The 15,773-nt window shown below is 62.8% G+C and carries 18 protein-coding genes; 2 read left to right on the forward strand and 16 right to left on the reverse strand.

Translation table 11 applies throughout. The annotated features are described in order from the left end of the window. The first annotated feature begins 163 nt into the window (after window positions 1-163). Window positions 164-1,297: an ornithine/lysine decarboxylase gene (gene odc2, locus EET67_RS15575; protein WP_128627111.1), complete on the forward strand. Its 1,134-nt coding sequence runs from the start codon at window positions 164-166 to the stop codon at window positions 1,295-1,297. A 144-nt stretch (window positions 1,298-1,441) separates the two neighbouring features. Next, complete coding sequence (locus tag EET67_RS15580) at window positions 1,442-2,038, forward strand: GNAT family N-acetyltransferase (RefSeq protein WP_128627181.1); 597 nt, start codon at window positions 1,442-1,444, stop codon at window positions 2,036-2,038. 44 nt (window positions 2,039-2,082) lie between these two features. Here the strand turns inward: EET67_RS15580 and EET67_RS15585 are convergent, their stop codons facing one another. The 16 genes from EET67_RS15585 to EET67_RS15660 form a co-directional block, all read right to left on the reverse strand. Next, on the reverse strand, window positions 2,083-2,364 hold the full coding sequence (locus tag EET67_RS15585) for an SCP2 sterol-binding domain-containing protein (protein WP_128627112.1): 282 nt from the start codon (window positions 2,362-2,364) through the stop codon (window positions 2,083-2,085). Between the two features lie 110 nt (window positions 2,365-2,474). After that, the gene (locus EET67_RS15590; RefSeq protein ID WP_128627113.1) at window positions 2,475-2,990 is read right to left on the reverse strand and encodes a hypothetical protein; all 516 of its coding nucleotides are present in this window, start codon (window positions 2,988-2,990) and stop codon (window positions 2,475-2,477) included. Continuing rightward, window positions 2,987-3,397, reverse strand: a complete 411-nt coding sequence (locus EET67_RS15595; RefSeq protein WP_128627114.1) for a hypothetical protein — start codon at window positions 3,395-3,397, stop codon at window positions 2,987-2,989. The genes EET67_RS15590 and EET67_RS15595 overlap by 4 nt, the downstream gene beginning before the upstream one ends. Before the next feature lie 12 nt (window positions 3,398-3,409). Further along, window positions 3,410-3,970: a rod-binding protein gene (locus EET67_RS15600; RefSeq protein ID WP_128627115.1), complete on the reverse strand. Its 561-nt coding sequence runs from the start codon at window positions 3,968-3,970 to the stop codon at window positions 3,410-3,412. Window positions 3,971-4,034: 64 nt separating this feature from the next. After that, window positions 4,035-4,427, reverse strand: coding sequence for a hypothetical protein (locus tag EET67_RS15605; protein ID WP_128627116.1), 393 nt, complete (start codon window positions 4,425-4,427; stop codon window positions 4,035-4,037). A gap of 4 nt (window positions 4,428-4,431) precedes the next feature. After that, window positions 4,432-5,184, reverse strand: a complete 753-nt coding sequence (fliR, locus tag EET67_RS15610) for a flagellar biosynthetic protein FliR (RefSeq protein ID WP_128627117.1) — start codon at window positions 5,182-5,184, stop codon at window positions 4,432-4,434. Beyond that, a complete protein-coding gene (gene flhA / locus EET67_RS15615) occupies window positions 5,181-7,268 on the reverse strand; it encodes a flagellar biosynthesis protein FlhA (protein ID WP_128627118.1) in 2,088 nt (695 codons plus the stop codon). Before flhA ends, fliR begins: the two co-directional genes overlap by 4 nt. 266 nt (window positions 7,269-7,534) lie before the next feature. Beyond that, window positions 7,535-9,181, reverse strand: coding sequence for an MFS transporter (locus tag EET67_RS15620; RefSeq protein WP_128627182.1), 1,647 nt, complete (start codon window positions 9,179-9,181; stop codon window positions 7,535-7,537). A gap of 410 nt (window positions 9,182-9,591) precedes the next feature. Then, a complete protein-coding gene (gene fliQ / locus EET67_RS15625) occupies window positions 9,592-9,858 on the reverse strand; it encodes a flagellar biosynthesis protein FliQ (RefSeq protein ID WP_128627119.1) in 267 nt (88 codons plus the stop codon). Beyond that, window positions 9,855-10,265, reverse strand: coding sequence for a flagellar hook assembly protein FlgD (gene flgD, locus EET67_RS15630; protein WP_128627120.1), 411 nt, complete (start codon window positions 10,263-10,265; stop codon window positions 9,855-9,857). Before flgD ends, fliQ begins: the two co-directional genes overlap by 4 nt. Beyond that, a complete protein-coding gene (gene flbT, locus EET67_RS15635; RefSeq protein WP_128627121.1) occupies window positions 10,265-10,708 on the reverse strand; it encodes a flagellar biosynthesis repressor FlbT in 444 nt (147 codons plus the stop codon). Before flbT ends, flgD begins: the two co-directional genes overlap by 1 nt. After that, window positions 10,705-11,052 (reverse strand): flagellar biosynthesis regulator FlaF, encoded by a 348-nt coding sequence (flaF, locus tag EET67_RS15640; protein WP_128627122.1) that lies wholly within the window; start codon window positions 11,050-11,052, stop codon window positions 10,705-10,707. Before flaF ends, flbT begins: the two co-directional genes overlap by 4 nt. Before the next feature lie 16 nt (window positions 11,053-11,068). Further along, the gene (locus tag EET67_RS15645; RefSeq protein WP_128627123.1) at window positions 11,069-12,112 is read right to left on the reverse strand and encodes a flagellar hook-associated family protein; all 1,044 of its coding nucleotides are present in this window, start codon (window positions 12,110-12,112) and stop codon (window positions 11,069-11,071) included. Between the two features lie 4 nt (window positions 12,113-12,116). Next, a complete protein-coding gene (gene flgK / locus EET67_RS15650; protein WP_128627124.1) occupies window positions 12,117-13,553 on the reverse strand; it encodes a flagellar hook-associated protein FlgK in 1,437 nt (478 codons plus the stop codon). Window positions 13,554-13,580: 27 nt separating this feature from the next. Beyond that, window positions 13,581-14,903 (reverse strand): flagellar hook protein FlgE, encoded by a 1,323-nt coding sequence (locus EET67_RS15655; protein WP_128627125.1) that lies wholly within the window; start codon window positions 14,901-14,903, stop codon window positions 13,581-13,583. Window positions 14,904-15,039: 136 nt separating this feature from the next. Beyond that, window positions 15,040-15,711 carry a response regulator transcription factor gene (locus EET67_RS15660; protein ID WP_128627126.1) on the reverse strand — a complete coding sequence of 224 codons (672 nt, stop codon included), beginning with the start codon at window positions 15,709-15,711 and terminating at the stop codon, window positions 15,040-15,042. Between the last annotated feature and the right edge of the window lie 62 nt (window positions 15,712-15,773).

Consider the following 15,773-nt stretch of genomic DNA (forward strand, 5'->3'; position numbering starts at 1 on the left):
AGGTTCACCGCCGCGAGACGGCGTTTCGTGGTTCCGGTATCTCCACCGGCCGGCTCCACGGGATTCCGACCCGCCTTTGTCCACTTGCGCGTCATGCAGGGCCGAGCGCCCGCGACGCGCAGCTTTGAGCATGCGCGCTTTCGGCGCGCACTGGAGCAGACCCATGGCCACCCAGCGTATCCTCGATTTCCTCGCCACCCGACGTCCCGAAGGCCCCTGCCTCGTCGTCGATCTCGACGTCGTGCGCGACAATTTCCATGCCTTTGAAAAGGCCCTGCCGGACTCGAAGATCTACTATGCGGTGAAAGCCAATCCCGCGCCCGAGATCCTGCGCCTGCTCGCTTCGCTTGGCTCGTCTTTCGACACCGCCTCGGTCGCCGAGATCGAGATGGCGATGGATGCCGGCGCACCGGCGCAGCGCATCTCCTTTGGCAACACCATCAAGAAGGAACGCGACATCGCGCGGGCCTATGATCTGGGCATCCGCCTGTTTGCCGTCGATTGCGTGGAGGAAGTCGAGAAGATCGCCCGCGCCGCTCCCGGCAGCCGAGTATTCTGCCGTGTGCTCACTGATGGCGAGGGCGCGGAATGGCCGCTGTCGCGCAAGTTCGGCTGCGTTCCTGCCATGGCGGTCGACGTGCTGCGTCATGCCCGTGCGCTCGGCCTCGACGCCTATGGCGTGTCTTTCCATGTCGGCTCGCAGCAGACCGACCTGTCGGCCTGGGACCGGGCGCTGGGCGACGCCAAGTCGGTGTTCGCACGGCTTGCGGAGGAAGGCATCGTGCTCAAGATGGTGAATATGGGCGGCGGCTTCCCGACCCGCTATCTGAAGGACGTGCCCGCTGCCCAGGCCTATGGCCAGGCGATCTTCGAGGCGCTGAGCAAGTATTTCGGCAATAAGCTGCCGGAAACCATCATCGAGCCCGGCCGCGGCATGGTCGGCAATGCCGGCGTCATCAAGTCGGAAGTCGTGCTGATCTCGCGCAAGGCCGACAATGACAATGTGCGCTGGGTCTATCTCGACATCGGCAAATTCGGCGGCCTTGCCGAGACCATGGACGAGGCGATCCGCTATCCGATCGTGACTGCGCGCGACGGCGGCGAGGCCGCACCCTGCGTGCTCGCCGGCCCGACCTGCGATTCGGCCGACGTGCTCTACGAGAAGACGCCTTATCCGCTGCCCCTGTCGCTCACCATCGGCGACGAGGTGCTGATCGAAGGCACCGGCGCCTATACGACGACCTATTCGGCCGTCGCCTTCAACGGCTTCGAACCGCTCCGATCCTACGTGATCTGACGGCTCGGCGTCGGACCTGGTCCGATGCTCTTAGCCGCCAGATCGCCCCGCTGCCGGTGCCTGCCGCCGGCAACGGGCTCGCTTGTGGAAAAAACCGCTCGTGAAGGATCATGGAAAATGGAACTGCTTGCTACCAATGCCAATATGACTACGGCGCTGGAACTGCTGATCTGCCTCTCAAGAGGGGAGATCAATCGTGCTGCGTCTGCCTTCATCATCACCGCCGAATCGCCCGCGGACGTGCCCGCCCGCGAAGCGCTACTGGACCGCGCCATGGGACCGAACCGCCGTCGCAAGTCGTCGGAGAAGCTGCGGCGCGGCAGGTTGCCCTCCGTGGGCCTGGCTTTCGTTGCGCGTGATGACGATGGCGCCGTCATCGGTACGGTGCGGCTGTGGGACGTCAGGGCAGGCGAGGGCGACGTGTCGGCCCTGCTGCTCGGCCCGCTGGCGGTCGATCCGGCCTGGAAGGATCATGGCATCGGCTCGGCACTGATGCACTATGCGATAGAGCGCGCACGTGTCCTCGGCCATGGCGCAATCCTGCTCGTCGGCGACGCGCCCTATTATACCCGGTTCGGCTTCTCGGCCGACAAGACCGGCGGGCTTGCCATGCCGGGCCCCTATGAGCGACACCGCTTCCTGGCGCTGGAACTACTCGACGGCGCGCTCGACGGCGCCCAAGGCGTGCTCAAGCCCAGCGGCCGCAGGCAAAGAGCTCATCCGCTTGCGCGGACAGCCTAAGCGAGGCTTGATTGGGAGGCGGATATGCCGCCTCCCGGCAGAACTCAGATGATCTGGCTGAGCGCCATCGCCACCGACATGTCGCCTTCGACCTTGATCTTGCCGGTCATGAAGGCGGTAGTCGGGCTGAGATCGCCGCTGATCAGCGATTCCAGATCGTCCAGCGACAGCTTGATGGTGCAGTCGACCGGGGCATCGGTGGTGGAAATACTTGCTCCGTCGATGACGATGACGCCATCGCCACCGGTGTCGAATTTGACCGACTGGTCGAAGCCGGAGCTTTCGACGCGGGAGCGGATTTTCTCGACAATGGCTTCAACGCCCATACGCATTCTCCTTGCCTCGGTAAGCGCGACTTGGCAGCTTTCGTATCATTAAAGCATGGTGCGTCCAATTGGATGCATAGGAAGCGTATAGCGTTTCGTTGACGTAAACGTCAATGTACCTTGGCTTGGGCAGCAGGTTCGGCAGCAGGAGCGGGGTCGCGCCGGCGAACTGTATCGTCGCGAAGCTCGGCCTTGGACAAGAAGTCGATCTGCTCGACAATGACTTCGCGGATCAGGTCCTCGCCGACGCGCTTGTTGACGCTGTCGCGGATTCCGTTCCTGAATGCGTCGAGATCGAAGTTTTGCCGTTCGGCAAAGTCGATCTGCTTGTTGGCGTAGAGATAGGTGTAGACCTGATCGGCGATCAGGGATTCGGCCGGGATCGACAGCGTCTTCATCCGCTCGGATTCAACCGTATAGACGAGCCGGGCAAGGAAATAGCCGTCGACCGCATCCTTGCTCAGTACCGGAACTGAGATCACGTCGGTCTTGACATAGTCGAGGCCGCCAAGCGCTCCGGCCGCCTCGGCGGTTTCCATCTTGGCCTCGGAAGTCTGGAAGGCGTAGAAGACCGCGCCCAGCGTGGCGATGCAGATCCAGACCGCCGCAGCGATGAACTTGATCACGGTGCTCTCCCGAATTCCAGCGCGGAATAGGTTCCGTCCGCCTCGGCGCGCTGGATCACGTCCTGCATCAGGTCCGCCACTTCGCTGACGGCGCTCATATGCGCGCGGATGACCGTCTCGTTGCTCGCCAGCAATTGGCGCAACTGCTCGATATCGGCGCGATATTGCGCCAGCGCTTCGGCATCGCCGACGCCCTTGGTGGCGCGGGTGAGTTCGTAGAGATAGCGGCTCTTGCGGGCATTGGATGACTTCATGTCATAGTCCGCGCCGGCGCGGATGGCGGCGGTTTCTTCCTCGACGGCCCGCGAAATCCGGCTGATGATGGCAGGCAAATTGCCAAGCCGGGCGGCCGCCGTCGGGACTGCGGCAGGGTGAGCGGGCAGGTTGTTGCTGGTCTGTTTGGTCATGTCCTGTCCGTGCTAGATTTTCTTGTCGGCGCTGGCTGCGGCTTCCTCGCCGGTCAGCGTGCGCGCCATTTTGAGCTGCAATTCCTGTACGAGCGCTGTCGACAGCATGGTTTGCCGGTCGGTCTCGGCCTTTTCCGGCCCGCCCGATACGGCGCCTACAGAAACCTTGTTCTCGCCCTCGAAATAATGGTCGCCCAGAACCCGCTCGGCAATGCCGATGCCGCCGCGCTCGGCCATCACGCCGGCAAGCTGTTCGGCCAGCATGGATTTCCACATGTCGCCGGCCACGCCCTTGCCATAGACCGTCTCGGCGTCCTTCGGCAGCATGTTCTGGATGAAGGTCTGCAGCACCATGGCCTCGAAGCGTACGAAACTGGCCGGCGTTTCCGCCTTGCCTTGGCTGGCTGCCGCATTGGTCGCCGAATTGATTTCTCCCAGCGAAAAGCTTGCCGCCCCGCTCGCGCCGGCCGTGCCGCTGCGCCTGGCGAGTTCGACCCGCGCGGCCTGCACGCTCGCCGGCTCGGCTGCGCGCGAGACATCGAGGACGATGTCGCTGGGGGGAGAAATTGCCAAGGAAAAACCGCTCCTTATCCAGTTTTCATGGTGCTGATCATGAACCAGCAAGCTTGTGGCAACCTTACCGGCCTTCGCCGGCTATCGTCTTGCGTTCGATCATCTCCAGCCGCTCGCGGTCGGCGGTGTCGCGGTCATGCTTTCTCACCGCGTCGCGATAGGCCCGCTCGACCATATTGGTTCGTGCCGTGGCGGCGGCCAGCTTTTCGGCCTCGTCTCTTGCCATGCGCTCGCTTGCCTGCTGCTGCGCAAGCGCGCGGCCGATGCGGTCATGGTAGATTTCCGGAAACAGCGCCGACATCGAGCCTTCCTTGTCGAAACGGCCGGCCAGTTCTGCCGCTTCATTGCCTGCGGCAATAGACTCGGCGAGGAAGCCGGCATGCCGGGTCTCGTGCACGGCCTTGAGCTGGTCCTGCAATTTCACCAGCTTGCGCAGTCGCTCCTTGCGGGTGGTCATCGCCTCAGCCTCCTATGGTCGTGGCCAGAAAGCCGTCGGCAAACAGGCCGAGCAGCATGCCGACGCCGAAATAGAAGATCACTAGCCCGCCGGCGATGACGAAAGGCAGCGAGACGAAGTAGATCGGGATCTGCGGCGTCAGCTTGTTGACGAAGCCGATGGTCAGATTGACCAATATGCCATAGGCGATGAAAGGGCTGCCGAGCCGCAGCACCAGCAGGAAGGATTCAGCCAGCGCGTCGGTCACGTCGATGAGGGCCGCCTGCGGGTTGAACATCACGTCGAGCGGCGCGACCTGATAGGAGGCCACGAGCGCCCTGACGATCTGGTGATGGAAATCGAACACGAACAGCAACAGCAGCGCCGAAAGCGAGATCAGCGAGGATAGCGCCGCCTGCGGCTCGTTTTCCTCGATGCTCATGCCGCTCATGGCGGTGTGGCCGATCAGCATGGCGATCGCGGCGCCGATGAAGTGCAGCGCCAGCATGTAGAAGCGGGCGATAATGCCGATCAGCGCGCCGATCATTAGTTCCGAGACGATCATCGGGGCCAGGATCTGCGGTCGGGAATCGATGAAAGGCAGGATGCGATCCCACAAATGGATCAACAGCGCGCCGGTGGCGGCCAGTGCCAGGAAGAGCCGCACCTGCATGGGAATTCGTACGCTGCCGAAGCCTGGCATCAACATGAAACAGGCGCCGATGCGGCAAAAGGCGATGAATGCCGCCAGTATGATGGTCTCGACCGGTATGGTCACGAGATGGTTCCGAGCACCCTGATTTCGACGCCCTTGGCGATTTCGACATGGCTCAGCACCGGCAGGGTGGTGAACAGCCGCTCGATGATCATGCGCACATAGGGCCGGGAATCCGGTGCGGTGACGATGACGAAGCGCTCGCCCGCTTCCAGATGGGTGCGGATGACCTTCGAGGCTTCCTGCCCGAATTCCTCGAGCTGGCGGGGGTCGATGTCGAATTCGCGCACCTCGCCCTTGGCGTCGCGCTTGAGGCTTTGGTGGAAGGCGAGATCCCAGCGATTGCCGAGCCGCAGCACCTTGAGTACGCCGGCTTCCGAAAGGTCGCCGCAGATCTGCTGCGCCATGCGCACGCGCACATGTTCCACGATCTGCTCGGTGCGGCGCACATGCGGCGCGATCTCGGCAATCGCCTCGATGATGAGATGCAGGTTGCGGATCGATACCCGCTCGGCCAGAAGCAGTTTCAGCACTGCCTGCAGGCCCGGATAGGAGATGTGCGAGGTGCAGATCTCGTCGGCGAGCTTGCGATATTCCGGGTCCTGGCGCTCCAGCAGCGCCTTCATGTCCTTGTAGGACAGAAGCTGCGGCAGGTTGTTGCGGATCACTTCGCTCAGATGGGTGAGCAATACCGACATGTTGTCGGCCGAGGTGAACTGCTCGCGCTTCAAATCCTCAGCAAACATTTCCGGCACGGAATAAGCGCGCATGCCGAAGGCGGGTTCGCGTACTTCCTCGCCCGGAATGTCGGGAATCTCGCGATTGCCGAGCAGCACCATGATCTCGCCGACGCGCATCTGGTATTCGGCAACCACTGTGCCGTGCACCTTGATCTGGTAGCTCTTGCTGGGGATGCTCAGATCGTCGGTCAGGCGCACCTCGGGCACCACGAAGCCGTATTGCTGCGCGAACTTCTTGCGCATCTTGCCCATGCGGAAAGCCAGTTCCTGATGCGAGATCATCAGCTTGGTGGAGAGCTGCTTGCCGATCAGTAGCTCGATCTCGGCGGTCTTAAGCGAGGCCTTGACCGAATCCTTCTCTTCCGCCTCCTTGGCCGCCTGCTTCTGCTTGGCGGCTTCCCGCGCTTCGGCGGCTTCTCGTTCCTGGCGCATCGGGATGACATAGCCAACGGCTGCCATCGACGCCGCAAGCGCCAGGAATGGAAACAGCGGCAGGCCTGGCATCAGGCCGAGCACGACCAGCAGCACGGCAGCGACATAGAGCGCGCGCGGATGGGCGCCGAGCTGGCCGAACACCGCCTGGTTGGCCGAGCCGCGCGTGCCGCCCTTGGAGACCAGCAGGCCGGCGGCCAGCGAGACGATCAGCGCCGGAATCTGGGTAACCAGGCCATCGCCGACCGACAGCTTGATGAAAACGTCGGAAGCCTCGCCCATGCTCATGTCGTGGCGGAAATAGCCGATGGCGATGCCGCCGACGATGTTGATGGCGGTGATGATCAGCCCGGCGATGGCGTCGCCGCGCACGAATTTCGAGGCACCGTCCATCGAGCCGAAGAAGGAGCTCTCCTCTTCCAGTTCGCGCCGGCGCAGTTGCGCGGTCTTGTCGTCGATGACGCCGGCCGACAGATCGGCGTCGATCGACATCTGCTTGCCGGGGATGGCGTCGAGCGTGAAGCGCGCGCCGACCTCGGCGATGCGGGTGGCGCCCTTGGTGATGACGATGAAATTGACGATGATCAAGATCAGGAAGACGATCAGGCCGATGACGAAGTCGCCGCTCATCACCAGCTGGGAAAAGCCGCTGATGACGTAGCCGGCGGCATGCGTGCCGATATTGCCTTCCGACAGGATCATGCGCGTGGTGGCGATGTTGAGCGACAGCCGCAGCATGGTGGCGATCAGCAGGATGGTGGGGAAGGAAGAGAAATCAAGCGGTCGCTGGATCCACAGCGCCACCATCAGGATCAGCACCGACAGCGCGATCGAAAAAGCCAGGCCGATATCGATGAGGAAGGCCGGGATCGGCAGGAACAGCACCGCCAATATGACCACGATGCCGAGCGCGAAGAAGACGTCGCGGCCGCTTCTGGAGTCGCTCGTCGCCGGCATTGTATCGGTAATCGCCATATCCGCTCCACTGCTGCATTCAGCCCCCATGCGTGGTCGCGCAATGCGGGCGCCTGGAGACTAGCCGCCCAAGCTTGCGCGAACATGGGAGGGGGAGGGCTGGCGACATACTCAGCTTGGGTTCCTCGCCCCTATGGGGAGAGGTGGCTTGCGAAGCAAACCGGAGAGGGGGCTTTTGCGCGGGCATGATGACAGCCGAGCTTTATGGTGTTGAAGCGTGAGACGATTGCGCTTTGTCACAAAGCACAGCCTACCCGAAATGTCCTTCAATGCAGGTCGATCGGTCCCTTCGGCGTGACGATGGCGACGGCGCGGGCGGGCGGCCGCTCGATCGTGCGGCGCACGCGCGGCGGCTCGCTGCCGCTATGCAGCGCACGCAGCTGTTCGCCTATTGTGGCATCGGCCTGGGTGGCACGCTTGTTGTGACGGATATATTCCAGCCAGGTCGGCGTCTGATAGCTCTCGATCCAGAGCTGCGGATTGCCGAGGTCGCGCATCAGCGTCCAGTTGCGGGCGCCGTCGCGGCGGCGGATGCGCTGGCGTTCGGCCATGATCGTCATGAAGGCCGGCACGTCCTCTTCGTTGATGACATATTCGATGGAGATGGAAATCGGACCGCTGCGCGGCTTGAGGTCGAGCGACAGATGCGGTTCGGTCCAGCGATTGAGCGGGTCGAGATTGAGTTCAGGGTGGGGTGGTAGTGTCACCAGCAGACCGAGCGCGGCACCTGCCAGCATTGCCACTGCCGCGCCGATAAGGGCGATGTCGGTTCCGTATAGCTCCGCGGTCAGGCCCCAGATCCAGCTTCCGAGCGCCATGCCACCGAAGGCCGAGGTCTGATAGATCGATAGCGCCCGGCCAACCACCCAGCGCGGTGTCGACATCTGGACGGTGACGTTGAAGTGGGACAGCGCGATCACCCAGCAGGCACCGCCGGCAAGCAGGCCGATGCAGCTTAGCCAGGTGCTTGAGCTGACCGAACAGACTGCCGCGCAAAACGCAAAGCCGATGAAGGCCACGCGCACCATCGCCTCGCCTGAAAGCACACGCCGTAACCTGCTGCTGGCCAGCGCGCCGCAGACGGCGCCGACACCGAAGGCACCGAGCATGATGCCGTAGGTGAGCGGGCCGCCACGCACCAGATCGCGCGCGACCAGCGGCAAAAGGGCCAGGATCGCACTGGCGGTGAGGCCGAACACGAAGCTGCGCAAAAGCACCCGGCCGATATCGGGCGACATGACGACATAGCGCAGGCCGGCAGCCATCGCCGCGCCGAGGGATTCTCGCGGCAAGGGGTTTTCCGGCCGCTTCGGCTGCCAGCGGAACAGAACGATAAGCAGGGGAATGTAGCTGACCGCATTGACCGCGAAGGTGGCGGCGGCCCCTGCTGCGGCCACGATGGCGCCGCCGATGGCGGGGCCGACGCTGCGGGTGGCGTTGAAGCTCATCGAATTGAGCGCTACTGCCGCCGGCATTGCGGCGCGTGGCACCATGTCGCCGACCGAGGCCTGCCATGACGGGTTGTTGAGTGCGGTGCCGCAGCCGATCAGGAAGGTGAAAGACAAAAGCAGCCAGGGCGTGATGAGGCCGAGATAGGCGCACAGCGTCAGACCGGCCGAGACAAGAAGCAGGAAGCTTTGGGCGGCAATCATGATGCGGCGGCGGTCGAAACTGTCGGCGATGGCGCCCGATGCCAGCGAAAACAGCATGATCGGCAGCGAGGTCGAGGCCTGCACCAGCGCCACCATGTCGGAGGAGGTGGCGATCGACGTCATCATCCAGGCGGCGCCGACGCTCTGGATCAGGCCGCCGAAATTCGATGCCAGGCTCGCCGTCCAGACCGAGCGGAAAACGCTGTGCCTGAAGGGGGCCAGCGGCGAGGCCGCGTCCCGGTCCGGGTCGTCTTTCATCATCGCCTGCGCCGACATGCTGCGGTCTTCCGGTGAGAATCGTCCCTGCCCATCGCCAGAGCCTAGACCATTAGAGCATGATCCCGAAAAGTGGGAACCGGTTTTCGGAAAAGATCATGCTTTGAGAGATGGATAGAGACGGCGATTTATGGGGCGGTCATCAATTTCTGAGCGAATTTGGCGCCCGTCGAGGTTGATGATGACGGTGTGCCGCCGTGCCCGCATCATCCATGGTGCTGCCATTTCCACGTCATCCCGGAACGTTACGAAGCGCAGCGAGCAACGTATCCGGGACCCATTCCTCATAGCTGCAACGTCACGGAATGGGTACCGGCTCTTTTCTCGCTCGGCTGGGATGACGAGCATTGCCCAGCCGGCAAAAATTGCGGGAAGACCGTGAATATGACGCCGGTTCAGAAGCCGGTCTCGATGCGCTCGAAGATCACATTGGTGAAGGCCGAGATCTGCGCGCCGATGAAGGGGCCGGTAAAGGCTACCACCAGCATGATGGCAACGATCTTGGGCACGAAGGTGAGCGTGATTTCCTGGATCTGGGTCAGCGCCTGGATCAGCGCGATGACCACGCCGACCAGCATGGCAGCCGCCACCACCGGGCCGGAGGCAGTCAGCACCGTCCAGATGGCGAACTGGACGAGATCTAGCGCATCGGCCTCGTTCATGCGTCGCCGGGCTTTATCACCACGCCCGGCCCCATGACGATTTCCTTGCCGCCATCGACAACGGCGATGATGCCGTCCGACATCACCCGCACCTCGGCGACCGTACCGGTGAGCGTGCCGTCAGCCGAAGTGACCGTGCGGCCGATCAGCGAGCCAGCCTGGGAGAGCGTGGAGGCCTGCAGCAGCTGGTCGAGCTTGGTGTTGATCTGCACCGATTGCTCGACCTGCGAGAACGAGGCGAGCTGGGCCACATATTGCGTGGAATCCATCGGATTGGTCGGGTCCTGGTTCTTCATTTCCGCCACCAGCAGTCGCAGGAACGACTGATAGTCCACGGCAGTCTTGGACGTTGCCTCCGCCGCCGACAGGCTGGAAGGGGGAAGGGCGGAGCCGATGGTCATGCTCATCAGTATCGTTCTCCTACGGCGATGGGGCGCGGCATTTCCACCGGCGGCGCGTGGATTTCCATGGCGCGCTCTTCAAGGCGGTACAGTGTGCGGATCGCCTTCAGAGCCTCGTGCAGCCGGCCTTCGCCGACCATGCGGTCGACCTGCTTGAGGGTGGTCAGGATTTCCTCGTCCTCGAAGCTCGCCAGAAGCAGCGGCAGCGAGCGGCGGAACATTGTACGTGCCTCGGCCGAGCCGGCCGGGTCCATCAGCATGACCTGGATCATGAAATAGAGTTGGCGCAGCGGCGTGGTTGCCTCGTCGGGCTGCAGCACATGGCTGCCAAGCAGGAACTGCACGTCATTGAGCAGTTCGAGCGTGACCTTGCGGTCGACCTTGATGACGGCGCCGTTAAGATAGATTTTTTCGTTGGGCTTCAGCGATATCTTCAGCGTGGTCTTCATTGAATTCCGTCGCGGATTATCTGCGACACCTCGATCAGTCCCTCGAAATTCTCCGAGCGGCCCTGGCGCACCTCTTCAGCTTCGCGCAGCACCCACAGGCCGATTGAAATGAGATTGGCGCGCAGCTCACGCGGCAAGGCGTTTTCGGGGCTGCCGAGATCCTCGATCAATGTGGTCCACAAGCGGTCCGTGAAATGGAGCGCCTCGATTGCTTCCTTCGAACGCGCGCCAATGGTGCTGGCGGTTGTCAGCATGTCGATGGAACGGCTGAGAAGCTGGCGCTCGCGATCCTTGGCGTCGGCCACCGAGTCAGTCTGGATGTCGGCATAGGAAAATTGGTACATTTCGTGTCTTTGCCGGTTAGCTGATGAATTTCAAAAGGCTGAGCTGCTGGATGCGGGCCGTCAGTGCGTAGGAGGCCTCGATATCCCCCAGCAGGTCGTTTGCGCGGGTCGCCGCTTCGTAAGGGTCGACGCCCTCCATCTTGAGCAGGTGCCTTTCGAAGATGTCCGCCTGCGCCCCCAGCCGCTCGCTGGCTTCGGTCACGCGCTTTTGCGTCATGCCGGTTTCGGCGCGAAGCTGGGTCAGATCCGCAAGGGCCTCACCGATCATCGACATCGTACTCTCGATCAGGCGACCGCGCGCGGCCTCATCCATGTCGCCCGACAGGGTTTCGATGACGATGGTTGAGGCCATGACCAGCTTGCGGATTCCCTCGTTATTAGCGGTCACCGAGGTGTCGGTCTTCTCGTTGAGCGCGATGCGGCTGGAGATGCGCTGGTCGGATGCGCTCGACCAGTCGCTCCATCCGCCGCCCATGAACAGCGGGTCCATGTAATTGGTGACGAAACTATCGATGTCGGCCGGCGTCGGGAACGGATCGGCTGCCGAAGCCCCGGTGTCGGCAAGATACTGCGCGAAGGCAGCGTCATAAGCTGCCTTGGACGCCGATGCCGCTTCGTAGTCGGCCAGCGGCTTCTGGTCGGTGTTGATGCCGGCAAACAGATATTCGCCGTTGAGATTGGTGTTAAGGACCGATGTCAGCGTCGAGAGGGTGCGGTTCGCCTCGTCCACGCTCACCCGCGAGGTCGTCTTGCCGGCGAGATTGGTGGTCAGTGTCGACAGGAAGGACTGCGCCAGATCGGAGACGCGGTCGAGCCCTTCCTGCGTTGCCGAGAGGCGCGAAGAGATGACCGCATTGGTGCTGACGATGGCCTTCATGCGCTCCAGTTCGCGTGCAAAGGAGACGGTCTGCGAGGTGCGGGCGCCGAGCGCCAGGCCGCTGTCTGCGACGAAGCCGGTGGTTGCTTCCTTCTGTGCCTTGACCAGCGCGGACTGGCTGCGCATCACCGAATAGCGCAGGGCTTCCGATACGGCCGATGAAGAAACGAAGAAAGCTTTCATTGCATTACCTCACTGCGGCCAGCAGGGCTGCCAGCATCTCGTCGACCGCCGAGATCAGACGTGCGGATGCCTGGTAGGAATGTTCCAGATCGAGCAGCATCGACATCTCCATATCGACATTGACGCCGGTTTCGTTGGAAAGCGCTTCGGCAGTTCGCACGGCAAGGGCTTCCTTCGCCTCGGTCGCGCGCCATGCCTCCTGGCGCATGCCCTGGAACCAGCCGATCGAACCGGTCGCATAGGTATTGAGGCCGGAACTGTCGCCATTGCCGGCGAGCGGGTCGAAAGTCATCGGCCGGTCGAGGCGTTCGCCATATTCGATCAGCAGATCGGCATAGGATGAGCCGCCTTCAGTGTTGTGCAGATAGGTCGCGCCATCACGCAGTACTTCCGGATTGCCGACAAATGCCGGGTTGAGCGTGATCTGCTGTGCCAGGCCGTCGATCATGGTGCCCGCCGGCGGCAGGTTTGGCGCACCGGACCAGGTGAAGAGCCCCGCCACATCCTGGCCGACATTGGCCGGGTCCTTTTCGGCGAAAGCGGTGATAAGCCCGCGCGCGATCTCGTCGAGCTGGCGCTGCATGGTTACTGCTACGTCATCGCGCAACTGGACCAGCCCGGCGATCTTGCCGCCGGCATCGGTATTGCCGCCCGTGCCCATCAGGAGCGGCACGCCGTCAACATAGACTGCATTGCCCGGTTGGCCTGCCGGGTGCGCTACCGAAGGCTCGAAAGTGATGCTGCGCGGCACGGTTTCGAACAGCGTGGTGCCGTCGCCGGCAATCACCACCATGTCGTTGTCGCTGCGGGTGATGGTGGAGACGGGCACATATTCGGAGATTTTCTTCAGCAGCGCATCACGCTGGTCCAGCGCATCGGATGCGTCGCGGCCGGTGCGGGTGGCGTCCGTCACCGCCTTGTTGGCGTCCTTGAACTGGCTGAGCAGGCGGTTGAGGTCATTGACCGCCATGGAGATTTCCTGGTCGGTCTCGACGCGAAAGGTCTGGATTGCGGTGGTAGCGTCATTGAGGCCACGCACCACGTCACGCGCCGCATTGATCGCATTGCCTGCCAGCGAGCGATTCGATGGCGTCGTCGCATAGACCTGCAGGGCTTGCTGCAGATCACTGATCCGGGTCGCTGCCGAGAATGCGTTGTCGACGCCGTTGACCGCCACGCCCAGGCGGTCCATGCCGGAATAGAGCGTGCTCTGGCTGCTCAGCGACGAAATCGAGGACAGGTTCTGACGGAAGAGCTGCTCGTTGGTGGCCCGGCGGATTTCGATGACGCGCGCGCCGGGAGCCGTGCTGGAAAGCACGGCGCTGCGCCGGGCATAGTCGGGATTTCTCGCATCCATCACGTTGCGCGAAACGACGCTGGTCTGACGACCTGTGTTCAGCAGCGACGATTGCGCGATGTTCAATGCGGAGGATAACGACATACTCTTTTCCCGTCAGGCGTGGCGCGCCTACCTCTTCAGGTTGACCAGGATGTCCATCAGATCGGAGCCGGTCTGGAACACCTTGGAATTGGCTGTGTAGCTGCGCTGCGACTCGATCATGTCGGTCAGCTCCTGGGCGATATCGACATTCGAGTTTTCCAGCGCACCGGAGACGATCTTGCCCCTGCTGCCCTCATTGGCAAATCCCATCTGGACCGCACCGGAATCACCGGTCGGCGCAAAGACGTTGCCCGACAGGACTTGCAGCATGTCGGGGCTCTCGACATCGGCGATCGGGATACGGAACAGCGCCTTGAAGGTGCCGTTCTCATATTTGGCATAGACCGTGCCGTCGTCGTCGATCTGCACGCCTTCGATGCCGCTGGGCGCGCTGCCATTGGCGTCGGCGTCAAGCACGGTGTAGGCGGTGCCGAGCTGCTTCATGCTGGAAAGATCGAGCGTGATCTGCTGCGCCGGCAGGGCAGGGATCGCCGGCGGCCCGACAACCGCGGGCGCGCCGGGGATGGTGATATTGAGGTTCGTCGGGCTTGTGGTCAGCGCGCCCGTTGCCGGATCGAAGGCCAGAGTGGCGGTGCCGACCATTCCTGGTGGGTCGGCATAGGGGAACGATGTGCCGGGGGTGGCGTCGGCCTGGCGGTAGACGGCGACCTCCCAGGTGTTGTCCGCGGTCTTGGTGTAATAGATGTCGAGCAACTGCTCGCGGCCGAGATGGTCATAGGTCAGCAGCGAGGATTTGGCCGTGTAGGTGGCGGCGGCAGCGTTGGTCGACGCAGCCTGGGTCGGCGGTACCGCCGTCGGTCCGACGATTGCGGCGTCCGCCGGCAGATTGGCGGTAAAGACGCCACTGCTGGTGGGAATGGCAACAAGTTCCTGTTGCGAGATGATTACCGGCTCGAGCCCGCCGAAACCGTTGGCGGCCGCGCTCGGTATGCCGTTGGCGAAGCTGTAGCCCATTAACTGATAGCCTGCCGAGTTGATGAGGCGACCCTGGGCGTCCGGCACGAAGGAGCCGGCACGGGTCAGTACGGGAGAGCCGCCGCCCGGACCCTGCACCACGAAAAAGCCGCCGCCGTTAAGTGCAAGGTCGCTGCCCGAACTGGTGTAGCGCAGGTCGCCTTGCTGGCTGATCGAGGTGCGCACCGTGGTGGTGACGCCGCCGGACGTGTAATTGCCGGTGGTCGAGGGGATGATGAGGGACGCGAATTCCGTGCTCGAGCGCTTGTAGCCCGTGGTGCTGGAATTGGCGATGTTGTCGGCGACCGCCGACAGGCGATTGGCCTGGGCGTTCATCCCGGACACGCCGGTTCGCATCATTCCGTACAAGCTCATCGAGACCTCTCCTGGTTTTCCGGACCGTGGGCCGGGAGGTTAGCCTGGCTGACTTGCGCGAAACTGGCGCGATGCGAACCTTTGACGCGGCACGGCTGCGGCGCAGGGCGGACCGGGCATGTTTTCGGGCGCACGCTCATCCGACGATGAGCCGGTAGCCGAGGAAGCGCTTGGAATCGATCGGATCATAGCCAAGCTTTTCACGCAGCTTCTTGCGCAGCTTGCTGATGTGGCTTTCAACGACGTTCTCCTCGACCTCTTCGTCGAAGATGCCATAGATGGCGTTGAACACCTGGGTTTTGGTCACGCGCCGGCCGCTATTGCTCGCCAGATATTCGAGGATGCGGCGCTCGCGACGCGGCAGCGGCAGCAACTGGCCGTTGATTTCAGGATCGCGCCCGTCGAGATAGATGCGCAGGGCGCCGATTTCAGTGAAATTCGCATCCTCATGCGCGCGCCGGCGGATGGCGGCGATGCGGGCGAGGATTTCGCGGATGTGGACCGGCTTGCGCACCACATCGTCGACGCCTGCTTCAAACAGCTTCAGCGTGTTTTCGAGGGAATTCTGGTCGCTGAGCGCAATGACAGGCGCACCGCTGCGGTCACGGATGCGGCGCGGCGAAACCATGTCGCTGCTGCAGTCGCCGATGAGGAAGGCGCGGACCGATTTGAGATCGTCATCGGCGGCAGTTTCGACCCACTCACCGAATTCGCTTGGCCCGAACCCGGCGCTTGCCACGCCTTCACGGTCGAAAAGTGAATGATATCCATCCTTGACGAGCTGTCGCTCGTCGACGATCACGATCATCGGCCGCCCCTCCGAATCAGATATGTTGCCCTCTGGACAATTGGTAAACGCTGGGCGGAATC

Source organism: Borborobacter arsenicus, from assembly GCF_003934165.1.
Taxonomy (GTDB): domain Bacteria; phylum Pseudomonadota; class Alphaproteobacteria; order Rhizobiales; family Rhizobiaceae; genus Pseudaminobacter; species Pseudaminobacter arsenicus.